The 22,500-nt window shown below is 52.4% G+C and carries 25 protein-coding genes; 20 read left to right on the top strand and 5 right to left on the bottom strand.

Going from position 1 to position 22,500, the window contains the following annotated elements:
* Positions 1-7 precede the first annotated feature (7 nt).
* The 4 genes from KP80_RS16920 to rihA all read left to right on the top strand — a co-directional run bounded on the left by KP80_RS16920 (position 8) and on the right by rihA (position 3,200).
* Positions 8-748, top strand: coding sequence for an amino acid ABC transporter permease (locus tag KP80_RS16920; RefSeq protein WP_052284813.1), 741 nt, complete (start codon positions 8-10; stop codon positions 746-748).
* A complete protein-coding gene (gltK, locus tag KP80_RS16915) occupies positions 748-1,422 on the top strand; it encodes a glutamate/aspartate ABC transporter permease GltK (RefSeq protein ID WP_052284812.1) in 675 nt (224 codons plus the stop codon). Before KP80_RS16920 ends, gltK begins: the two co-directional genes overlap by 1 nt.
* The gene (locus tag KP80_RS16910; RefSeq protein WP_052284811.1) at positions 1,422-2,147 is read left to right on the top strand and encodes an amino acid ABC transporter ATP-binding protein; all 726 of its coding nucleotides are present in this window, start codon (positions 1,422-1,424) and stop codon (positions 2,145-2,147) included. The genes gltK and KP80_RS16910 overlap by 1 nt, the downstream gene beginning before the upstream one ends.
* Positions 2,148-2,264: 117 nt before the next feature.
* Positions 2,265-3,200: a pyrimidine-specific ribonucleoside hydrolase RihA gene (gene rihA / locus KP80_RS16905; RefSeq protein ID WP_052284810.1), complete on the top strand. Its 936-nt coding sequence runs from the start codon at positions 2,265-2,267 to the stop codon at positions 3,198-3,200.
* A 60-nt stretch (positions 3,201-3,260) separates the two neighbouring features.
* On the opposite strand, the gene KP80_RS16900 is transcribed toward rihA, so the two are convergent.
* Positions 3,261-3,743: a zinc ribbon-containing protein gene (locus tag KP80_RS16900; RefSeq protein WP_052284809.1), complete on the bottom strand. Its 483-nt coding sequence runs from the start codon at positions 3,741-3,743 to the stop codon at positions 3,261-3,263.
* Positions 3,744-3,968: 225 nt separating this feature from the next.
* On the opposite strand from KP80_RS16900, the gene leuS reads away from it, so the two are divergent.
* The 15 genes from leuS to lipA all read left to right on the top strand — a co-directional run bounded on the left by leuS (position 3,969) and on the right by lipA (position 19,549).
* The gene (gene leuS / locus KP80_RS16895) at positions 3,969-6,551 is read left to right on the top strand and encodes a leucine--tRNA ligase (RefSeq protein ID WP_156315682.1); all 2,583 of its coding nucleotides are present in this window, start codon (positions 3,969-3,971) and stop codon (positions 6,549-6,551) included.
* Between the two features lie 14 nt (positions 6,552-6,565).
* Positions 6,566-7,138 carry an LPS assembly lipoprotein LptE gene (lptE, locus tag KP80_RS16890; RefSeq protein ID WP_052284807.1) on the top strand — a complete coding sequence of 191 codons (573 nt, stop codon included), beginning with the start codon at positions 6,566-6,568 and terminating at the stop codon, positions 7,136-7,138.
* Complete coding sequence (gene holA, locus KP80_RS16885; RefSeq protein WP_052284806.1) at positions 7,138-8,169, top strand: DNA polymerase III subunit delta; 1,032 nt, start codon at positions 7,138-7,140, stop codon at positions 8,167-8,169. The genes lptE and holA overlap by 1 nt, the downstream gene beginning before the upstream one ends.
* Entirely contained in the window at positions 8,162-8,821 is a 660-nt protein-coding gene (gene nadD, locus KP80_RS16880) for a nicotinate-nucleotide adenylyltransferase (RefSeq protein WP_052284805.1), read from the top strand. Before holA ends, nadD begins: the two co-directional genes overlap by 8 nt.
* A 24-nt stretch (positions 8,822-8,845) precedes the next feature.
* The gene (locus KP80_RS16875; RefSeq protein ID WP_052284804.1) at positions 8,846-9,457 is read left to right on the top strand and encodes an adenosylcobalamin/alpha-ribazole phosphatase; all 612 of its coding nucleotides are present in this window, start codon (positions 8,846-8,848) and stop codon (positions 9,455-9,457) included.
* 259 nt (positions 9,458-9,716) lie between these two features.
* Positions 9,717-10,034 carry a ribosome silencing factor gene (gene rsfS / locus KP80_RS16870; protein WP_052284803.1) on the top strand — a complete coding sequence of 106 codons (318 nt, stop codon included), beginning with the start codon at positions 9,717-9,719 and terminating at the stop codon, positions 10,032-10,034.
* Between the two features lie 3 nt (positions 10,035-10,037).
* Positions 10,038-10,505, top strand: coding sequence for a 23S rRNA (pseudouridine(1915)-N(3))-methyltransferase RlmH (gene rlmH, locus KP80_RS16865; RefSeq protein ID WP_052284802.1), 468 nt, complete (start codon positions 10,038-10,040; stop codon positions 10,503-10,505).
* A 27-nt stretch (positions 10,506-10,532) separates the two neighbouring features.
* Positions 10,533-12,434: a peptidoglycan DD-transpeptidase MrdA gene (gene mrdA / locus KP80_RS16860; RefSeq protein ID WP_052284801.1), complete on the top strand. Its 1,902-nt coding sequence runs from the start codon at positions 10,533-10,535 to the stop codon at positions 12,432-12,434.
* A 2-nt stretch (positions 12,435-12,436) separates the two neighbouring features.
* Entirely contained in the window at positions 12,437-13,549 is a 1,113-nt protein-coding gene (mrdB, locus tag KP80_RS16855; protein ID WP_052284800.1) for a peptidoglycan glycosyltransferase MrdB, read from the top strand.
* A gap of 10 nt (positions 13,550-13,559) precedes the next feature.
* Entirely contained in the window at positions 13,560-14,672 is a 1,113-nt protein-coding gene (gene rlpA, locus KP80_RS16850; protein ID WP_052284799.1) for an endolytic peptidoglycan transglycosylase RlpA, read from the top strand.
* A 138-nt stretch (positions 14,673-14,810) separates the two neighbouring features.
* On the top strand, positions 14,811-16,010 hold the full coding sequence (dacA, locus tag KP80_RS16845; protein WP_052284798.1) for a D-alanyl-D-alanine carboxypeptidase DacA: 1,200 nt from the start codon (positions 14,811-14,813) through the stop codon (positions 16,008-16,010).
* Between the two features lie 105 nt (positions 16,011-16,115).
* Positions 16,116-16,379: a DUF493 family protein YbeD gene (gene ybeD, locus KP80_RS16840; protein WP_035894333.1), complete on the top strand. Its 264-nt coding sequence runs from the start codon at positions 16,116-16,118 to the stop codon at positions 16,377-16,379.
* 99 nt (positions 16,380-16,478) lie between these two features.
* A complete protein-coding gene (gene lipB, locus KP80_RS16835; RefSeq protein ID WP_052284797.1) occupies positions 16,479-17,120 on the top strand; it encodes a lipoyl(octanoyl) transferase LipB in 642 nt (213 codons plus the stop codon).
* Between the two features lie 305 nt (positions 17,121-17,425).
* Positions 17,426-18,382 carry a YbeF family transcriptional regulator gene (locus KP80_RS16830; protein ID WP_052284796.1) on the top strand — a complete coding sequence of 319 codons (957 nt, stop codon included), beginning with the start codon at positions 17,426-17,428 and terminating at the stop codon, positions 18,380-18,382.
* Between the two features lie 201 nt (positions 18,383-18,583).
* Positions 18,584-19,549 carry a lipoyl synthase gene (gene lipA, locus KP80_RS16825; RefSeq protein WP_052284795.1) on the top strand — a complete coding sequence of 322 codons (966 nt, stop codon included), beginning with the start codon at positions 18,584-18,586 and terminating at the stop codon, positions 19,547-19,549.
* A 211-nt stretch (positions 19,550-19,760) separates the two neighbouring features.
* Here lipA and tatE read toward each other — a convergent pair whose 3' ends face one another.
* Positions 19,761-19,961: a twin-arginine translocase subunit TatE gene (tatE, locus tag KP80_RS16820; protein ID WP_052284794.1), complete on the bottom strand. Its 201-nt coding sequence runs from the start codon at positions 19,959-19,961 to the stop codon at positions 19,761-19,763.
* A gap of 126 nt (positions 19,962-20,087) precedes the next feature.
* Positions 20,088-20,876: a deaminated glutathione amidase gene (locus KP80_RS16815; RefSeq protein WP_052284793.1), complete on the bottom strand. Its 789-nt coding sequence runs from the start codon at positions 20,874-20,876 to the stop codon at positions 20,088-20,090.
* Between the two features lie 175 nt (positions 20,877-21,051).
* On the opposite strand from KP80_RS16815, the gene crcB reads away from it, so the two are divergent.
* Positions 21,052-21,429, top strand: coding sequence for a fluoride efflux transporter CrcB (gene crcB / locus KP80_RS16810; protein WP_052284792.1), 378 nt, complete (start codon positions 21,052-21,054; stop codon positions 21,427-21,429).
* A gap of 58 nt (positions 21,430-21,487) precedes the next feature.
* On the opposite strand, the gene cspE is transcribed toward crcB, so the two are convergent.
* Together cspE and pagP are read right to left on the bottom strand one after the other, a co-directional pair.
* A complete protein-coding gene (cspE, locus tag KP80_RS16805; protein WP_000034826.1) occupies positions 21,488-21,697 on the bottom strand; it encodes a transcription antiterminator/RNA stability regulator CspE in 210 nt (69 codons plus the stop codon).
* Between the two features lie 162 nt (positions 21,698-21,859).
* Positions 21,860-22,417 carry a lipid IV(A) palmitoyltransferase PagP gene (gene pagP, locus KP80_RS16800; protein ID WP_197276168.1) on the bottom strand — a complete coding sequence of 186 codons (558 nt, stop codon included), beginning with the start codon at positions 22,415-22,417 and terminating at the stop codon, positions 21,860-21,862.
* Between the last annotated feature and the right edge of the window lie 83 nt (positions 22,418-22,500).

The following is a 22,500-nucleotide window of genomic DNA, read 5'->3' as shown; positions in this document are numbered from 1 at the left end:
TACATTTATGTCCATAGATTGGAACTGGGGTATCTTTTTACAACAGGCCCCATTCGGCAACACCACCTATCTCGGCTGGCTCTGGAGCGGTTTCCAGGTCACCGTGGCGCTTTCTATCACTGCATGGATTATCGCCTTCCTGGTCGGCTCGCTGTTTGGCATCCTGCGCACCGTGCCTAATCGCTTTTTAGCCGCACTGGGCACTTGCTACGTTGAACTGTTCCGTAACGTTCCGCTGATCGTGCAGTTCTTTACCTGGTATCTCGTCGTACCGGAGCTGCTGCCGGAAAATCTCGGTATGTGGTTTAAATCCGAGTTGGATCCGAACATTCAGTTCTTCCTCTCCTCAATGATCTGTTTGGGTCTGTTCACCGCTGCGCGCGTCTGTGAACAGGTGCGCGCCGCGATTCAATCGCTGCCGCGCGGACAGAAAAATGCCGCGTTGGCGATGGGTCTGACCCTACCGCAGGCCTACCGCTATGTGCTGCTGCCAAACGCCTATCGCGTTATCGTGCCGCCAATGACTTCTGAAATGATGAACCTGGTGAAGAACTCAGCCATCGCTTCAACCATTGGTTTGGTCGATATGGCTGCTCAGGCCGGCAAGCTGCTGGATTACTCAGCGCACGCCTGGGAGTCCTTTACGGCGATCACCTTAGCGTATGTTTTGATTAATGCCGTGATTATGCTGGTGATGGCGCTGGTGGAACGCAAAATCCGCCTGCCGGGCAATTTGGGGGGTAAATAATGTACGAATTTGACTGGAGTTCTATCGTCCCGTCGATGCCCTACCTGCTGGCAGGTCTGGTTATCACGCTAAAAATCACCGTTACGGCGATTATCATCGGTATTGTCTGGGGCACTATCCTTGCGGTAATGCGCCTGTCGACATTTAAACCCATTGCCTGGTTTGCCAAAACCTACGTCAACGTTTTCCGCTCTGTACCGCTGGTAATGGTACTGCTGTGGTTTTATCTGATTGTGCCGGGTTTTCTGCAAAACGTGCTGGGGCTGTCGCCAAAAAGCGATATCCGTCTGATTTCGGCGATGGTGGCATTTTCGATGTTTGAAGCCGCCTACTACTCGGAGATTATCCGCGCCGGGATTCAAAGTATCTCCCGCGGGCAGTCGAGCGCCGCGCTGGCACTGGGGATGACCCACTGGCAGTCAATGAAACTCATCATTTTGCCACAGGCGTTCCGCGCCATGGTGCCGCTGCTGCTTACCCAAGGGATCGTACTGTTCCAGGATACCTCGCTGGTATACGTCCTGAGCCTGGCTGACTTCTTCCGTACCGCCTCAACCATTGGCGAGCGTGATGGTACCCAGGTGGAAATGATCCTGTTTGCTGGTTTTGTTTACTTTGTTATTAGCCTTAGCGCCTCGCTGCTGGTCAGCTACTTGAAGAAAAGGACCGTGTAATGATTACCCTGAAAAATGTTTCTAAATGGTATGGCCACTTTCAGGTGCTGACCGACTGCTCCACGGAAGTGAAAAAAGGCGAAGTGGTGGTGGTGTGCGGACCATCAGGCTCCGGTAAATCCACGTTGATTAAAACCGTAAACGGTCTGGAGCCAGTGCAGCAAGGCGAAATTCTGGTCAACGGCACTCAGGTGAACGATAAGAAAACGGATCTCGCCAAGCTACGTTCTCACGTTGGCATGGTATTCCAGCATTTTGAATTGTTCCCGCATCTGTCAATCATCGAAAACCTGACGCTGGCACAGGTCAAAGTCCTGAAGCGCGATAAAGCCGCCGCTCGTGAAAAAGGGCTCAAGCTGCTTGATCGCGTGGGGCTTTCCGCGCACGCCAATAAATTTCCGGCCCAGCTTTCTGGTGGCCAGCAGCAGCGTGTGGCAATCGCTCGCGCGCTGTGTATGGATCCGGTAGCGATGCTTTTTGATGAACCAACATCTGCGCTCGATCCGGAGATGATCAACGAAGTGCTGGACGTGATGGTTGAACTGGCCCACGAAGGGATGACGATGATGGTGGTAACCCACGAGATGGGCTTTGCCCGTAAAGTGGCTAACCGAGTGATCTTTATGGATGAGGGCAAAATCGTCGAAGACGCCGAAAAAGAAGCCTTCTTCGCGAACCCGAAATCCGATCGCGCCAAAGACTTCCTGGCGAAAATCCTGCACTAATCTGACCGCGCGCACTCAGCAGAGTGCGCGCTTCATCACGCTTTAACGTATCCATTCTCGTTCATTCCACATGTAAGCCTTACCCTTGTCACAAAACAACGCTGACAAGGAACTGCTATGGCACAGCCAATTATTATTGATTGCGATCCGGGTCATGATGACGCCATTGCTATCGTACTCGCCCTCGCCTCCCCAGAACTGGAGGTCAAGGCCATCACCTCTTCTGCAGGCAACCAGACGCCTGACAAAACCCTGCGCAATGTGCTGCGGATGCTCACGCTACTCAACCGAACGGATATTCCCGTAGCCGGTGGCGCGATTAAGCCATTAATGCGTGAGCTGATTATTGCCGATAACGTACATGGCGAAAGCGGACTCGATGGCCCTGCGCTGCCAGAACCCGCATTTATGCCGCAAAACATGACCGCCGTGGAACTGATGGCAAAAACGCTGCGCGAAAGCCGTGAGCCGGTCACCATCGTGTCGACCGGGCCACAAACCAACGTTGCGCTGTTATTAAACGCTCACCCTGAGCTGCACGCGAAAATTGCCCGCATCGTTATCATGGGCGGAGCGATGGCGCTGGGTAACTGGACGCCGGCCGCTGAGTTCAATATCTACGTCGACCCGGAAGCGGCGGAAATCGTCTTCCAATCAGGCATACCCGTGGTGATGGCAGGCCTGGATGTCACGCATAAAGCGCAAATCCACGCTGAAGATATTGAGCGTTTTCGTGCCATTGGCAATCCCATTTCCACCATCGTGGCGGAACTGCTCGACTTCTTTATGGAATACCACAAAGACGAAAAATGGGGCTTTGTTGGCGCGCCATTGCACGACCCGTGCACCATTGCCTGGCTGCTAAAGCCGGAGATGTTTACCACCGTGAAGCGCTGGGTCGGCGTTGAAACGCAGGGGAAATACACCCAGGGGATGACGGTGGTGGATTACTACTTCCTGACCAGGAATACACCGAACGCCGAGGTGATGGTCGATATCGATCGCCAAAAGTTTGTCGATTTGCTGGCGCAAAGGTTGGAATTTTACGCCTAACCCCTTCCCGCTTAACAGAAACACGGCCGGATAGCGTTACCCCCTATCCGGCCCAATGGATTACGGTTCGAATGGCCGTCTCTGGAACTGGTCATGGCCGCATTTCGGGCAGCGCGGCAGCACATCCGGCGTGTACACCGCCAGATGGTAATGGCATTTCTCACACACCAGATTGCCTAAGCCTACCACCTCACCGCTGTGGTACACGCCATGGTGATTCAGATCCTGGAAGACCTCACGCCACTCCAACTGCGTTTTGTCGGTGATATCGGCCAGCTCCTGCCAGATACTCTCTTTAATCACCCGCAAGAAGACGCTGTCGGACTCATCTTCCTGGCTTTCACCGTAGCTCATGGCGAACTCTTCTAAATCGCGGCGCACCGCGCGAATCAACTCATCAATTTCAGTGCGCGTTAACTCGCTGGTTTGCGCGACCTTCGCTCTCGCCTGCATCACCAATGCATCAATATCGCGTTCGCCGTTACGCAGGCGTTCGGTCAGCGTACCGACCAGTTCACGGTAAATTTGAGCAACCTTGTTCATTGTTTCCTCTCCCAGCCGGTTAACCTATTCTAATAGTAGCTGTTATTTCTTTTTCGCTTTGCCAGCTTCGCCACAGAGTTCACAATTTACGCCGACAGCTTTTCATTCGCGTAATGTGCGAAAGGCTGTTTTGACGGCAGCGTTTGGGCTATGCTATGCGGATCTGAAATACCACATCTACTGGCTACATTTGTAGCTGCATTGAAAACAGGATCACTGGCTGCCATGCAAGAGCAATACCGCCCGGAAGAGATAGAATCGAAAGTCCAGCTTCACTGGGATGAGAAGCGCACATTTGAAGTTACTGAAGACGAGAGCAAAGAGAAGTATTACTGCCTGTCGATGCTTCCCTATCCTTCTGGTCGACTACACATGGGCCACGTCCGTAACTACACCATCGGCGATGTGATTGCTCGCTACCAGCGTATGCTGGGCAAAAACGTGCTGCAGCCAATCGGTTGGGATGCATTCGGCCTGCCGGCTGAAGGCGCAGCAGTGAAAAACAACACCGCGCCGGCGCCTTGGACCTACGACAACATCGCGTACATGAAAAACCAGCTTAAAATGCTGGGCTTTGGCTATGACTGGAGCCGCGAGCTGGCGACCTGCACTCCGGAGTATTATCGCTGGGAGCAGAAATTCTTTACCGAGCTGTATAAAAAAGGCCTGGTTTACAAGAAAACCTCTGCGGTGAACTGGTGTCCGAACGACCAGACCGTGCTGGCTAACGAACAGGTTATCGACGGCTGCTGCTGGCGCTGCGACACCAAAGTTGAGCGTAAAGAAATTCCACAGTGGTTCATCAAAATCACCGCTTACGCGGACGAACTGCTGCGCGATCTGGATAACCTGGATCACTGGCCTGACACCGTGAAAACGATGCAGCGTAACTGGATTGGCCGTTCAGAAGGAGTAGAAATCTCCTTCAACGTGAACGACTACGCCGACAAGCTGACCGTCTACACCACCCGTCCAGATACCTTTATGGGTTGTACTTACCTGGCCGTGGCTGCGGGTCACCCTCTGGCCCAGCAAGCTGCTGCCAACAACGCAGAGCTGGCAACCTTCATCGATGAGTGCCGTAACACCAAAGTGGCCGAAGCCGATATGGCGACCATGGAGAAAAAAGGCATCGATACCGGTTTTAAAGCGATTCATCCGCTGACCGGCGAAGCAATTCCTGTCTGGGCCGCTAACTTCGTTCTGATGGAGTACGGCACAGGCGCAGTCATGGCCGTTCCGGGTCACGATCAACGCGACTACGAATTTGCGACCAAATACGGTCTGAACATCAAGCCGGTTATCCTGGCCGCTGATGGTTCTAAACCTGACCTGTCCGAGCAAGCGCTGACTGAAAAAGGCACCCTGTTTAACTCCGGCGAATTCGACGGTCTGAGCTATGAAGCTGGCTTTAACGCCATCGCTGACAAACTGGCTGAAATGGGCGTCGGTGAGCGTAAGGTAAACTACCGTCTGCGTGACTGGGGCGTATCCCGTCAGCGCTACTGGGGTGCACCAATTCCAATGGTCACCCTGGAAGACGGCACCGTGCTGCCAACGCCAGAAGATCAACTGCCGGTTATTCTGCCGGAAGATGTGGTCATGGACGGTATCACCAGCCCAATCAAGGCTGACCCAGAGTGGGCAAAAACCACCGTTAACGGGATGCCTGCACTGCGTGAAACCGATACCTTCGATACCTTTATGGAATCATCATGGTACTACGCGCGCTACACTTGCCCGCAGTATCAGGAAGGCATGCTGGATTCAAAAGCGGCTAACTACTGGCTGCCAGTTGATATCTACATTGGTGGTATCGAACACGCCATCATGCACCTGCTGTATTTCCGCTTCTTCCACAAACTGATACGCGACGCGGGCCTGGTTAACTCTGATGAGCCAGCAAAACAACTGCTGTGTCAGGGCATGGTTCTGGCTGATGCCTTCTACTTCGTGGGCGCAAACGGCGAACGTAACTGGGTTTCACCAGTTGATGCCATCGTTGAGCGTGACGAAAAAGGCCGTATCGTGAAGGCGAAGGACGCTGAAGGCCATGAGCTGGTGTATACCGGCATGAGCAAAATGTCCAAGTCGAAAAACAACGGCATTGACCCGCAGGTGATGGTTGAGCGCTACGGCGCGGATACCGTCCGTCTGTTCATGATGTTCGCATCTCCAGCCGATATGACGCTGGAATGGCAGGAATCCGGTGTTGAAGGGGCTAACCGCTTCCTGAAACGCGTATGGAAATTGGTTTATGAGCATACTGCACGTGGCCCGGTTGCTGCGCTCAACGCCGAAGCACTGAGCGAAGATCAGCAGGCTCTGCGCCGTGATGTTCACAAAACTATCGCTAAAGTGACCGATGATATCGGTCGTCGTCAGACCTTCAACACCGCGATTGCCGCAGTGATGGAACTGATGAACAAACTGGCAAAAGCCCCACAAGAAGGCGAGCAGGATCGTGCACTGATCCAGGAAGCTCTGCTGGCGGTGGTGCGCATGCTTAACCCGTTCACCCCACACGTCTGCTTTACTCTGTGGCAGGAACTGGGCGGCGAAGGCGATATCGACAACGCACCGTGGCCAGTGGCTGACGAAAAAGCGATGGTGGAGAACACTACGCTGGTCGTCGTGCAGGTTAACGGTAAAGTTCGCGGTAAAATCACCGTTGCGGTTGATGCGACCGAAGAACAAGTGCGTGAACGTGCAGGCCAGGAACACCTGGTGGCAAAATACCTTGAGGGCGTGACCATACGTAAAGTCATCTACGTACCGGGCAAGCTGCTTAACCTGGTCGTTGGCTAAGCGCGGGAGGAAGCGTGCGATTTCTGACAACATTGTTGTTATCTGTGGCGGTGCTGGTCACCGCCGGATGCGGCTGGCACCTGCGTAGTACCACGCAGGTACCCGACGAAATGAAAACCTTGATCCTTCAGTCTGGCGATCCGAACGGCCCGTTTAGCCGTGCGGTACGTGAACAGTTACGGAGCAATGACATTACTGTGCTCGATCAAAGCACGCTGCGTCAGGATGTTCCATCACTGCGCCTTGGCAACGTAAGTCTGTCGCAAGATACCGCTTCCGTATTCCAGAATGGTCAGACGGCGGAGTACCAGATGGTCATGACGGCGCATGCTACGGTACTGATCCCGGGGCAGGATATCTTCCCGATCTCCACCAAAGTGTATCGTTCATTCTTCGACAACCCACAAAAGGCACTGGCAAAAGATAACGAACAAAGCATGATCGTTCAGGAAATGTACCAAAAAGCCGCTGAACAGCTGATCCGTAAGCTGCCAAGCGTGCATATCGCTGATGTCAAAGAGAGCGCAAAAGCATCGGCCGACAAGCCGAACAGCAGCTCTCGTGTATCAACGACTCTGGGTAACTGATGATTCGGTTGTACCCAGAACAACTCCGCGCGCAGCTCTCTGAAGGGCTGCGCGCGGCGTATCTCCTGCTCGGTAATGACCCCCTCTTCCTTCAGGAAAGCCAGGATGCCATCCGGCATGCCGCCGCTGGCGAAGGTTTTATCGAACATCACACCTTTACGCTCGATGCCAGCACCGATTGGCAGGAGCTGTTTTCCCTATGTCAGGCCATGAGCCTGTTTGCCAGCCGCCAGACGTTGTTGCTGCTGCTGCCGGAGAATGGCCCCAACGCGGCAATCAATGAACAGCTGGCGACCCTGGTGAGTCTACTGCATGACGATCTCTTACTGATCGTGCGCGGCAACAAGCTCACTAAAGCGCAAGAAAACGCCGCATGGTTGACCTCGCTTGCGACCCGCGCTGTGCAGATCAACTGCCAGACGCCGGAGCAAGCACAGCTACCACGCTGGCTGGCTAACCGCGCCAAACAGCATAATCTTCAGCTCGACGAACCTGCCAGCCAGCTGCTGTGTTACTGCTATGAAGGTAATCTTCTGGCATTGGCTCAGGCACTGGAACGTTTATCGCTGCTGTGGCCGGACGGCAAGCTGACGCTCCCCCGCGTTGAGCAGGCCGTCAACGACGCCGCGCACTTTACGCCGTTCCACTGGGTAGACGCCGTACTGGCCGGAAAAAGCAAACGTGCGCTGCACATACTGCAGCAGCTGCGACTCGAAGGCAGTGAACCGGTTATTTTGCTGCGAACATTGCAACGTGAACTCCTGCTACTGGTCACGCTAAAGCGGCATAGCACACACACGCCGTTGCGTTCCCTGTTTGATAAACATCGGGTCTGGCAAAACCGCCGGGCAATGGTTGGCGAAGCCGTTAACCGTCTGAGTAGCGCGCAGCTTCGCCAGGCAGTCACTCTGCTGAGCCACGCAGAACTTACCCTGAAACAAGATTACGGTCAGTCAGTCTGGGCTGAACTGGAAAGTTTGTCGCTGCTGCTTTGTCATAAAGCGCTAGCCGACGTTTTTATCGATGGATGATATGGCAAAATTACAGGCGCTTTTCGGCGGGACCTTCGATCCCATCCATTATGGTCACCTGAAACCGGTGGAGATTCTGGCGAATCAAATTGGTCTCTCTCGGGTGATTATTATGCCCAACAACGTCCCCCCGCACCGCCCGCAGCCGGAAGCCACTAGCGAACAGCGTAAACTGATGGTCGAACTGGCAATCGCCGATAAGCCACTGTTTGTACTAGACGAGCGCGAACTGCGCCGGGACACACCATCGTTCACGGCAGATACCCTGCAACAGTGGCGCCAGGAACAAGGGCCAGACAAACCGCTGGCCTTTATTATCGGCCAGGATTCACTGTTGACGTTTCCAAGCTGGCATCGCTACGAGACGATTCTCGACAACACCCATCTGCTGGTTACCCGCCGCCCAGGTTACCCTCTCACCATGGCTCAGGAAGAACATCAGCAGTGGCTCGACCAACATCTCACCAGCAACATTGAAGAGTTACATAATCAGCCGGCGGGTAAAATCTACCTTGCAGAAACTCCTTGGTTTGACGTCTCGGCCACCCTCATCCGGGAACGACTGGAGCGCGATGAATCGTGTGAAGAGATGATGCCAGAAGCCGTGCTCACTTATATTATGCAGCAAGGGCTCTATCACCACGGCGCGTAGCGTCTTCTTAAGGGGACTGGCATCATGAAACTCTGGTTAGTACGCCATGGCGAAACCGAAGCCAACGTTGCCGGGCTATACAGTGGCCACTCTCCTACTCCACTCACTGATAAAGGCCAAGCCCAGGCACGTCGTCTCGGCGAAATGCTACAGCAGGTTCCGTTTGACCGGGTGTTGTGCAGTGAACTTGAACGCACTCAGCATACCGCACGCCTGCTGCTCGGCGACCGTCAGTTGCCTATGACGGCTCATCCGCTGTTAAACGAGATGTTTTTCGGCGACTGGGAGATGCGCCACCATCGCGACCTGCAGGTTGAAGATAAAGCAAACTATGATGCCTGGTGCGCCGACTGGCAGCATGCGGCCCCGACCAACGGCGAGGGCTTTCCCGATTTCTCCCTGCGCGTGAAGGCATTTGCCGATGAGCTTGCTGATTATGATGATAAAAATCTGCTCATTGTTAGCCATCAGGGAGTGCTTAGCCTCCTGACCGCCTTATTGTTAGGGATGCCAACCGCCAGCATGTGGCATTTTCGTATCGATCACGGAGCATGGAGCGTCATTGATTTTCACGCACAGTTCGTCACGCTGCGCGTGCTCAATAGCAGAGCTATCTGGACGCCAAGCGAAGGATAAAACGTATTTCTGCCACTGAGATCCGCCAACCCATTGACACGCATAAATAGACTGTTATTCTCCGCAGCCTGAAACATCCCCCTCCAGCACTTGTAGACAGCAATTGTTTTACAAAAATGGCGATGCAATCGGCATTAAGGAATGGGATGATAGCCCGCCAGAACGCCGATAGGTGTTTTTTTGTCCCGACATTAATTTCAGTTCGGGTATACTGTTGGGCTGTTTTATATTGTTTATCTTCACACCCCAGGGGGAACACTTGCAGGGTAAAGAACTCCAGGATTTTGTTGTCGACAAAATTGATGATTTGAAAGGTCAGGATATCGTCTCCATCGATGTTCACGGTAAATCCAGCATCACCGACTGCATGATTATTTGCACCGGTACCTCCAGCCGCCACGTTATGTCTATTGCCGATCATGTGGTACAGGAATCTCGTGCTGCCGGTCTGCTGCCGATGGGCGTTGAAGGCGAAAACGTTGCCGACTGGATCGTTGTCGATTTAGGCGATGTCATTGTCCACGTTATGCAGGAAGAAAGCCGTCGCCTGTATGAACTGGAAAAGCTCTGGAGTTAAGTTGTGAAGCTGCAGTTGGTCGCCGTCGGCACCAAAATGCCGGATTGGGTACAAACCGGTTTTACCGAATACCTTCGTCGTTTTCCGAAAGATATGCCGTTCGAACTGGTGGAAATTCCTGCCGGCAAGCGCGGCAAGAATGCGGACATCAAACGTATTCTGGATAAAGAAGGCGAGCTGATGCTCGCCGCCGCAGGAAAAAATCGTATCGTCACGCTGGATATCCCAGGAAAACCATGGGATACGCCTCAGCTTGCTCGCGAGCTGGAGCGCTGGAAGCAGGATGGTCGTGACGTCAGCTTGCTGATTGGCGGTCCTGAAGGTCTTTCTCCAGCATGCAAGGCCGCAGCAGAACAAAGTTGGTCTCTCTCCACATTAACGTTACCTCACCCGCTGGTGCGCGTGCTGGTTGCGGAAAGCCTCTATCGGGCGTGGAGTATCACCACCAACCACCCTTACCACCGCGAGTAATGATGACCAGGGTAGATTAAGCAGCGAATGAAACTACAGAATTCTTTTCGCGACTATACGGCAGAGTCCGCGCTTTTTGTGCGCCGGGCTGTGGTCGCTTTTTTGGGAATTTTGCTGCTGACCGGCGTGCTGATTGCCAATCTCTACAATTTGCAGATCGTTCGCTTTACTGACTACCAGACGCGTTCTAATGAAAACCGCATTAAGCTGGTGCCCATCGCACCCAGCCGCGGCATCATCTACGATCGCAACGGCACTCCGCTGGCGCTGAACCGCACCATCTACCAGTTAGAGATCATGCCGGAGAAAGTCGATAGCGTGCAGCAGACGATTGACGGTCTGCGCGACGTTGTCGATCTCTCTGATGACGATATTGCTGCGTTTAAAAAAGAGCGCGCCCGTTCACACCGCTTCACCTCTATTCCATTGAAAACCAACCTCACGGAAGTGCAGGTGGCGCGCTTTGCCGTCAACCAATATCGCTTTCCGGGCGTTGAGGTAAAAGGCTACAAGCGCCGCTTCTATCCGTACGGTTCCGCCCTCACCCACGTTATCGGCTATGTCTCAAAAATTAACGATAAAGACGTCGACAGACTGGATAAAGACGGCAAACTGGCCAACTATGCGGCAACACACGATATTGGCAAGCTCGGTATCGAACGTTTTTACGAAGACATGCTCCACGGTCAAACAGGCTATGAAGAGGTTGAAGTTAACAACCGCGGCCGCGTTATCCGTCAGCTAAAAGAGGTGCCGCCGCAGGCCGGGCATGATATTTATCTGACCCTCGACCTGAAGCTCCAGCAGTACATTGAAACACTGCTAGCAGGCAGCCGTGCTGCCGTCGTCGTGACGGATCCGCGTAATGGCAGCATTCTGGCGCTGGTTTCCATGCCAAGCTACGACCCGAACCTGTTTGTTGATGGCATCTCCAGTAAGGATTACAGCGGTCTGCTGAACGACCCGAATACGCCGCTGGTTAACCGTGCCACGCAGGGAGTCTACCCTCCAGCATCGACGGTCAAACCTTACGTGGCTGTGTCCGCGATGAGTGCAGGCGTGATTAACCGTAATACCAGCCTGTTTGACCCAGGTTGGTGGCAGCTTCCGGGTTCCGACAAACGCTATCGTGACTGGAAAAAATGGGGCCACGGCCACCTGAACGTCACCAAAGCGCTGGAAGAATCCGCGGATACCTTTTTCTATCAGGTCGCCTACGACATGGGGATCGACCGCCTATCCGAATGGATGAGTAAATTTGGCTACGGCGACTATACCGGCATCGACCTTTCGGAAGAGCGCTCCGGTAACATGCCGACCCGTGAGTGGAAGTTAAAACGTTTTAAAAAGCCGTGGTATCAGGGGGATACCATTCCGGTCGGTATCGGCCAAGGCTACTGGACGGCAACGCCTATCCAGATGAGTAAAGCGCTGATGATCCTGATAAACGATGGCATCATCAAAACGCCTCATCTGCTGGCCAGCACCGTGGAAGAAGGGAAAAAAGTCCCGTGGATCCAGCCGCAGGAGCCGCCGATTGGTGACATTCATTCCGGCTACTGGGAAATTGCCAAAGACGGCATGTACGGCGTGGCTAACCGTGGCAACGGTACCGCGCACAAATATTTTGCCAGCGCACCGTATAAAATCGCGGCTAAGTCCGGTACCGCACAGGTCTTCGGCCTGAAGGCCAACGAAACCTACAATGCTCACCGTATTGCTGAGCGTTTACGTGACCACAAGCTGATGACTGCCTTTGCGCCATATAACGATCCGCAGGTCGCAGTTGCTATCATTTTAGAGAACGGCGGCGCAGGCCCGGCGGTCGGTACCATCATGCGTCAGATCCTTGACCACATCATGCTGGGCGACAATAACACCGAACTGCCGACAGAAAACCCAGCGGCCACCGCGTCGGAGGACCAATAACTATGACGGATAATCCGAACAAACGCTCGTTCTGGAATAAAATCCATATCGACCCTGCCATGCTACTGATCCTGTTGGCGCTGCTGACTTATAGCGCGCTGGTTATCTGGAGCGCCAGCGGCCAGGATATGGGGATGACGGAACGTAAAATCGGCCAGATTGCGATGGGTCTGGTGATTATGGTCGTCATGGCGCAGATCCCGCCTCGCGTGTACGAAGGCTGGGCGCCATGGCTGTATATCTTCTGTATTATTTTGCTCGTCGCAGTTGACGCCTTTGGCGCAATTTCGAAAGGGGCACAGCGCTGGCTCGACCTCGGTATTGTCCGTTTCCAGCCATCAGAAATTGCCAAAATTGCCGTACCGCTGATGGTAGCGCGCTTTATCAACCGCGATGTCTGCCCACCGTCGCTGAAAAATACCGGCATTGCGCTGGTACTGATTTTCATGCCGACCCTGCTGGTCGCCGCACAGCCTGACCTCGGCACCTCGATTCTTGTTGCCCTTTCCGGCCTGTTCGTACTGTTCCTGGCGGGGCTAAGCTGGCGCTTGATTCTGGTAGCCGTGCTGCTGGTTGCCGCCTTTATCCCGATTTTGTGGTTCTTCCTGATGCACGATTATCAGCGCCAGCGCGTGATGATGCTGCTCGACCCAGAATCCGACCCGCTCGGCGCGGGCTATCACATTATTCAGTCCAAAATTGCCATTGGCTCAGGTGGCCTGCGCGGGAAAGGTTGGCTACACGGAACACAGTCGCAACTGGAATTCTTACCTGAACGCCACACTGACTTTATCTTTGCGGTACTGGCTGAAGAGCTGGGACTTATCGGCATACTGATTCTGCTCGCACTCTATGTGCTTTTGATTATGCGCGGCCTATGGATTGCCGCCCAGGCGCAAACCACCTTTGGCCGCGTGATGGCAGGCGGTTTGATGCTGATTTTATTCGTTTATGTCTTCGTAAATATTGGTATGGTAAGTGGCATCTTGCCGGTGGTAGGCGTTCCGCTACCGTTGGTCAGCTACGGGGGGTCTGCCCTGATCGTACTGATGGCCGGGTTCGGTATCGTGATGTCGATACATACCCACAGAAAAATGTTGTCAAAAAGCGTCTAAGGGGTGCTCAATGCGTAAGCAATGGCTTGGGATCTGCATAGCGGCAGGGCTGCTGGCGGCTTGTTCGAGTAATGATGTTCAACAACAGACCGTTTCCGCACCACAACCTGCGGTATGTAATGGCCCGGTAGTCGAAATCAGCGGGGCCGATCCACGCTTTGAACCCCTGAATGCGACCGCCAATCAGGACTATGAACGCGACGGCAAGAAATACAAAATTGTGCAAGATGCGTCAAAATTCAGCCAGGCGGGTTTTGCGGCAATCTATGATGCCGAGCCCGGCAGTAATTTGACGGCCAGCGGTGAAGCATTCGATCCGAATCAGCTAACCGCTGCGCATCCAACGCTGCCCATCCCGAGCTATGCGCGGATCACCAACCTCGCCAACGGTCGCATGATCGTAGTGCGCATTAACGATCGTGGCCCGTACGGCAACGATCGTGTGATTTCGCTTTCTCGTGCCGCGGCCGATCGCCTCAATAACTCAAACAACACCAAAGTTCGCATCGATCCCATCATCGTTGCCCAGGATGGTTCGCTTTCGGGTCCAGGCATGGCCTGTACGACGGTAGCCAAGCAGACTTACGCGCTACCGAGCCGCCCTGATTTGAGCGGTGGCATGGGTAGCGTCTCCTCTGCTCCACAGGCAGCGGCTCCGCAGGGTGATGTGCGTGCTATCAGCAACGATACGCTAACCGCCACCAGCAGCGGTGATGGTGCGCCAGTGAAAAGCGGCGGTTTCCTCGGTGCCCCAACGCCACTGAATAGCGGCGTGCTGGAAGAGAGTGCTCCGGCGGTCACGACTCCAGCACAAACGGCAGCCCCGGTAACCGCGCCAGCAAGCACAGCACCCGCTGCGGCCGTAGCCGCACCGGCAGCAACCACGGCAGCCTCCACCGGCGATTATGTCGTCCAGGTTGGCGCGGTGAGCGACCAAACGCGTGCCCAGCAGTACCAGCAGCGTTTGAGCCAGCAATTCTCCGTACCGGGTCGCGTGACGCAAAACGGCGCGGTCTGGCGTATTCAACTTGGTCCATTCGCCAGTAAAGGCGAGGCCAGTACCATCCAGCAACGTTTGCAGAGCGAAGCGCAGCTGCAATCGTTTATTACACACGCCAACTAACGTGCTCAGCGGCGTCCGATTTTTCGCAAATGTAAAAGTCATTAACAAAGTCATATGCGATGTCGGATGCCTGTCTGAAGGGCATTTGTTATAGTAAGGCACTTTTTTAACTCCATCACGGACGTCGTTGTTCTGACCATGAAGACCTCTTTCCTCGCACGCTTACTTATTCCGGCGCTTTCAGTAGCAGCTCTGACCTCCGCTGCCCACGCCGATGACCTGAACATCAAAACCATGATCCCAGGCGTTCCGCAGATTGATGCGGAGTCCTACATCCTTATCGATTACAACTCTGGCAAAGTGCTGGCAGAACAGAATGCGGATTCCCGCCGCGACCCTGCGAGCCTGACCAAAATGATGACCAGCTACGTCATCGGTCAGGCAATGAGAGCGGGTAAATTCAAAGAATCCGATCTGGTGACCATTGGTAACGATGCCTGGGCTACCGGTAACCCTGTGTTCAAAGGCTCCTCACTGATGTTCCTGAAGCCAGGAATGCAGGTGCCGGTGTCGCAGCTGATTCGCGGGATTAACCTGCAATCTGGCAACGATGCCTGCGTGGCAATGGCCGATTATGTCGCCGGCAGTCAGGACTCCTTCGTCGGTCTGATGAACAACTATGTCACTCAGTTAGGCCTGAAAAACACCCACTTCCAGACCGTTCATGGCCTGGATGCTGATGGTCAGTACAGCTCTGCGCGCGATATGGCGCTTATCGGTCAGGCGCTTATCCGCGACGTACCGAATGAGTACACCATCTATAAAGAAAAAGAATTTACCTTTAACGGTATTCGCCAGATGAACCGTAACGGCCTGCTGTGGGACAACAGCCTGAACGTTGACGGCATTAAAACCGGCCATACCGATAAAGCAGGTTATAACCTGGTTGCCTCAGCGACCGAAGGCCAGATGCGCCTCGTTTCCGCCGTAATGGGCGGTCGCACCTATAAAGGCCGCGAGACCGAGAGCAAAAAATTACTGACCTGGGGCTTCCGCTTCTTTGAAACCGTTAACCCAATTAAAGCCGGCAAAGAGTTTGCGTCAGAGCCAGCCTGGTTCGGCAACACCGACCGTGCTTCCCTGGGTGTGGATAAAGACGTTTACCTGACCATTCCACGTGGCCGCATGAAGGATCTGAAGGCCAGCTACGTGCTGACCAACAGTGAACTGCACGCACCGCTGCAGAAAAACCAGGTTGTGGGCACCATTAACTTCCAGCTGGACGGTAAAGTTATCGATCAACGTCCTCTGGTGGTATTGCAGGAAATCCCTGAAGGCAACTTCTTCGGCAATATCATTGATTACATTAAGTTAATGTTCCATCACTGGTTTGGTTAAAAATCACCCACTTGAAAGTGTGATTTCCATCCCCATATAATATGCATAGCAAAAACAACTCCCGCCCAGAAGCGGGAGTTGTTCTTTTTTAACTCTGGAGCTGACATGAAAACCAAACTGAACGAACTGCTTGAATTCCCTACACCATTTACTTACAAAGTGATGGGTCTGGCGAAACCTGAGCTGGTTGACCTGGTGGTTGAAGTGGTACAGCGCCATGCGCCAGGTGACTACTCTCCACAGATAAAGCCAAGCAGCAAAGGCAATTACCACTCGGTGTCCATTACCATCAATGCCACTCACATTGAGCAGGTCGAGACGCTTTACGAAGAGCTGGGCAATATCGAAATCGTCCGTATGGTGCTGTAATATCATCATCGTTACCCGGCACAGTCGGGTAACGCTTCCGCTCCCCCTGCTGTGATATACTCTGCGCCCATTCATTCCCCTCCCCGCGGAGACGCTGTTTTGGACTTAAATACCCTTCTCATCCGTCAACTGGGTCTGCAACCCTACGAACCCATCTCGCAGGCCATGCACGACTTCACTGATACTCGCGACGACGCCACGCTCGATGAAATCTGGCTGGTAGAGCATCAGCCCGTCTTTACCCAAGGACAGGCAGGTAAAGCCGAACACGTGCTGGTTCCCGGCGATATCCCGGTCATTCAAAGCGATCGCGGTGGTCAGGTTACCTATCACGGTCCAGGCCAGCAGGTGATGTATGTGCTGCTTAACCTCAAACGCCGTAAGCTCGGCGTTCGCGAGCTGGTCACACTTCTCGAACAGACCGTTGTTAATACGCTGGCAGAGGTGGGTATCGAAGCGCATCCCCGTGCCGATGCGCCAGGGGTCTACGTTGGGGAGAAAAAAATCTGTTCATTGGGGCTACGCATTCGCCGAGGTTGTTCATTCCACGGGCTAGCACTCAATATTGCCATGGATCTAACGCCATTCCTGCGCATCAACCCTTGCGGTTATGCGGGTATGGAGATGGCTCAAGTTTCGCAGTGGGTTGCCGAAGCAAAACCAGAGAATATATCCACAATTATGGTATCCCAATTTTTAGCCCTGCTAAACAATCCCCCACATAAATATATTTCTGAATAATATATCATACATTATGGCCCGATATTTTTCGGGCCATCCTACCACGTCTGTCATTATCATTTATAAGCACGCAAAATTTTGTGCTTTTTCTGTACGCATCTACACTAAAATTGTACTTGGATCTCATTTCCATGAAAATTTGCCAATAATTACATACACCACATGAATACATTAGCTTAGTTAATGCATTGAGTATCCAAGAAAATTTGTCGTTTTCACCTTGCGAATTTCAGTTCATCAGAATAATAATGATAATGAAATCATCAACTATCATTCATGATATGAATGAATATGGAGTGCGTAGTGTGGATTATAACGATAAGTCGGAAAATAAAATAAACTTGAATGTCGATAATGATACGCCACAAATCTTCCGGACCCTGCGTAATATAGACCTCAATTTATTGACCATATTTGAAGCGGTTTATGTTCATAAAGGCATCGTCAATGCCGCGAAGATTCTGAACCTTACTCCATCGGCTATCAGCCAATCGATCCAAAAACTCAGGCTTCTGTTTCCCGATCCATTGTTTATCCGTAAAGGCCAGGGCGTGACGCCAACGGCTTACGCCACCCATCTTCATGAATACATTAGCCAGGGGCTGGAGTCGATCCTCGGCGCATTAGATCTTAACGGAAGTTATGATAAGCAGCGGGTGATCACCATTGGCACCGCAGCCTCTGTGGGCGCAATAGTGATGCCGGTTATCTACCAGGTCGTGAAGAAAACCTATCCTCAGGTGCTATTGCGTAATGTGGCCGTCACTGATGCTAATACCCAGCTGAGTCAGTTCCAGACTGATTTAATTATCGATAACCACGAACACAACAACCCACGTACGTTAGGACGCCATCCGCTCTTTAGCGATAAGCTGGTACTGGTTTGCCGCAACGACCATCCGGCGCATAACGCTGAGCCTTCTGTCGATACCTTGATGCAGTATGAACACACATTATTGACGATGGATGGTGCCGGACAAAACGATCTGTACAAACGCATTCGCGATATGCTGCCTGACCGCCAGGTCAGCGTTAGCAGTTACAATTTATTCACCATCGCGTCACTGATCGCGTCGAGCGATCTGATAGGCATTATGCCGCTGCGTTTTTATCATATCTTCAAACAGTGCTGGCCACTGCAGGCGCTTGAGTTTGCGCCACTCCAGCAAGAACAGATCGATTTTTCATTGCATTACAACAAACTCAGCCTGCGCGACCCGGTAATGCAAAACATTATCAACGTCATTCACGAAGCATTCTGAGCCCCTGCTCCTCTGTATCCCCACCGCCGGCAAAAAAGCATTATTCAACAACTATTTTACAATTTGCCGGCCAGTTAGGCTGCTTTATGCCCCATTTCAATGGTATACTGCCTGTCATTAATTCAAAAATAGTTGATAAATACAACAATCCCTTGAATTGAAAAGCTTTCCCTCGATACTCGGAACTGGAAGACGCATGCTATGAGTAAACCCATTGTGATGGAACGCGGTGTTAAGTACCGTGACGCCGATAAAATGGCCCTTATCCCGGTAAAAAACGTCGTAACAGAGCGTGAAGCGCTGCTGCGAAAACCGGAATGGATGAAAATCAAACTTCCGGCAGACTCTTCACGTATCCAGGGTATCAAAGCAGCCATGCGCAAAAATGGCCTGCACTCGGTCTGTGAAGAAGCATCCTGTCCAAACCTGGCAGAATGTTTTAACCACGGAACCGCGACCTTTATGATTCTCGGCGCTATCTGTACGCGCCGCTGTCCATTCTGCGATGTGGCGCACGGCCGTCCGGTGACGCCGGATGCCAACGAACCGCAGAAACTGGCGCAGACGATTGCCGATATGGCGCTGCGCTATGTTGTTATCACCTCGGTGGATCGTGATGATCTGCGCGACGGTGGTGCTCAGCATTTTGCGGACTGTATCTCAGCGATTCGCGAGAAGAGCCCAAGCATCAAAATTGAAACGTTAGTGCCTGACTTCCGTGGCCGTATGGATCGCGCTCTGGAAATACTGACCGCAACGCCACCAGACGTATTCAACCATAACCTCGAGAACGTTCCGCGTATCTACCGTAACGTACGCCCGGGTGCTGACTACAACTGGTCACTGAAACTGCTGGAGCGTTTTAAAGAAGCGCATCCAGATATCCCGACTAAGTCTGGTCTGATGGTGGGCTTGGGTGAAACCAATGCTGAAATCATCGAAGTAATGCGCGATCTGCGTCGTCACGGCGTTACCATGCTGACGCTGGGACAGTATCTGCAGCCTAGCCGTCACCACCTGCCAGTTCAACGTTACGTTAGTCCGGACGAATTTGAAGAGATGAAAGAAGAAGCAATGGCAATGGGCTTTACCCACGCGGCCTGTGGCCCATTCGTTCGTTCTTCTTACCACGCAGATCTCCAGGCCAAAGGCATGGAAGTGAAGTAAGCCTCATCTGCGAAACAAAAAAGCCGCTCTCTGTAGATAGCGGCTTTTTTTATCCCTTCATAAGATGCAAATTGTTTCAATTAAACATCAACTGCAATATGTCACCCATGAAAAAGGGCCAGAACGTTATCACGCTGTAGCCCCTTTCGCGGGAGTTATCCCTGCGCATAAGATGCACGCTGACTGCACCTCACGTTAATCGCTGCCCTGCTTACTCTTTATGAGAGAGCTTCTCTGCTGGAGTCTCGTCCGCGCTTTTCTGCGCCGTGGTTTCATCATCATTCATGGCTTTCTTAAAGCCTTTGATGGCTGAACCCAGATCTCCACCCAAAGTCCGTAATTTTTTGGTACCAAACACCAGAATAATCAGTGCTGCCACTACCAGCAGTTTGGTAATACTAATCTCACCCATAGATACCTTCTTTTCAAAAACAGGCTGCAAAATGCGCCACATCACTGTGGTTTATTAACGGTCATCTGGCGCGTGCACACAATAGCAATCTGTAACAAGGTGAATCAAGCGTTGTTTAAAAAAACGTCACGTTAATTGCGGTAGCGCAAAGCGCCGGTTCTGTAATACAGGAAGCTGTTGGCGAACGGTTAAAAGATGTTCGCGACTTACCTCTCCCATGATCAATTGCGGCTGCTGGGTTGCGCCGGCAAGGGTGACGCCAAGCGGGTCAATAATCCGGCTTTGCCCAATATTCCGGTTACCACACTCACCGCTTGCCACCAGATAACAGGTGGTATCCAACGCACGAGCAGCTAACAGCGTAGACCAGTGGTGTTCCTTCAGCGGCCCACGAACCCAGGCGGCAGGTAGAACCAGAATTTCAGCGCCTGCCAATGCCATAGCCAATGCCATATCGGGAAATCGCAGGTCATAACAGGTCATCAACCCAACCTGAAAACCCGCAACCTCAATCAACGGCGGCAACTCCTGCCCGGCATCCACCCGTTTCGATTCCTGTATGGAGAAGGCATCATAGAGATGCAGTTTGTGATAGTGGGCAATCACCTCACCTTCACGCAGCACCACCAGCGTATTATTCGCTCTTCCTTCGCCCACAGGCGTATGAATAGTCAGTATTGTGGTTAGCGTATTATTACGGCTCTGTGCCTTGAGCTGCTGTATGAATCCGCCATCCAGCGGTTGCGCTGATTTAACCGACAAATCTGGATCGCTATCATCTCGAGCCAGCAAGGCCTCCGGCAATACCAACAGTTCCACGCCCAGTTCACTCGCCTCCTGCATCAAGCGTACGCAGGTTTTCGCGTTCATCAGCCAATCCGGTGTCACCACAAACTGTCCTGCTGCAACCCGCATCATCACCCCCAAAGTTTTGCTAATATATCAACATTATGAATAACGATGAGAATACGCGTCATCTTACAAGCGGCTACCAAAATGACCGCTATTCTATACCTCGTGAGTATATAGCCATATTAGCCCTTTCAACGTTAAACTCAGGGTATTGCTCAAAAATTGGCAGGGATTAGGCATGATGCAACTTTTGTTAGCCGTATTTATTGGCGGTGGTACCGGGAGCGTAGCTCGCTGGCTACTAAGCCTCAAGCTCAACCCCATGCACCACGCGCTGCCGCTGGGTACGCTCACGGCAAACCTGGTTGGCGCTTTCATCATTGGTGCAGGCCTTGCCTGGTTCAATCGGCTGCCGCAAATCGACCCCGTGTGGAAGTTGCTTATCACCACTGGCTTTTGTGGTGGGCTAACAACATTCTCCACCTTTTCGTCAGAAGTCGTGTTTTTACTGCAGGCAGGGAAAGTGAGCTGGGCACTGCTAAACGTGGCGGTAAACCTGCTGGGATCGTTCGCCATGACGGCGTTGGCGTTTTGGCTGTTTAGCACCAGTCGGTAACAAAGAATAAAAAAAACCCGCGATTAAGCGGGTTTTGAATTCTAACTACTAGCGTCGCTTACAGAGCGGTTACGTTAGCAGCAGAAGGGCCTTTGGCACCGTTAGTGATTTCGAACTCTACACGCTGACCTTCAGCCAGAGTTTTGAAACCGTTGGTCTGGATTGCAGAGAAATGTACGAATACATCTTTGCTACCATCTTCCGGAGTAATGAAACCGAATCCTTTGGACTCATTAAACCACTTAACGTTACCTTTAATCTTAGACATCAAAATTACCTTTATATGAAAAAACGACACTAATCTGTGTCAGTAAACAGTACAACAATTGTGGTGCGTTTTGTCCAGCCCAAGTTTGTTAAAAAGTGATAAATGTCGCTAACTTTTATTCGCAGGTTGACTTTATCTCTAAATTAGCTACAAGCACCATTTTTAGAACTGAAAACGCAGCCAGGCGAAGTAGACATTACCGTTATTGTAAGTACCTGGAATGTAAGTCATCTGGAACGTTGCGGGGCCATAGCCAATGGATGCCATTGGCAGCACAACCGGAACGGGAATGTAGTTCCAGTTATCGCGCGCAGTCACCCCGACAGTGTACCCAAGACCCCAGTGGAAATTATCATCCGCCAGCGGTCTCCAGGTCGCCTCCCAACCGTAGCCACCGATGGGTTCCCATTTATTATAGGAATCCTTGAAGGCCATTAGATAGATACCGTGCCAGTTCCCTTTGTCATCCCAGCGCGACACACCAAAGCCGGCGCCCCAGGGACGTTCATTATATCTGTCGGTTTTATCTTTATCGTACGCAAAGCGCGCATGCCAGGTAATTGCGGGAACGTATAGATCGTAATTCTGTGGCGATTCCCAGGTTTGCGCTATGTTGCTGCTTAGCGTGTTGTAACCATCTTTGACGGTCTCGGTGAAGGACGCATAGGCCGGTTGAACCGTCCCTGACAGCCCTGCGGCGACAACTAACAGTGGGGAAATTTTATTTAGTTTTAACACGATGCTCTTGCCAATTCATCATCTATTAAGAATAGTCTAACAAGAGTAAGCTTAATCGAACCTTA

This window comes from Kluyvera genomosp. 1 (assembly GCF_001266615.1).
GTDB lineage: Bacteria > Pseudomonadota > Gammaproteobacteria > Enterobacterales > Enterobacteriaceae > Kluyvera > Kluyvera cryocrescens_A.
This window is presented reverse-complemented; position numbering and strand designations above follow the sequence as displayed.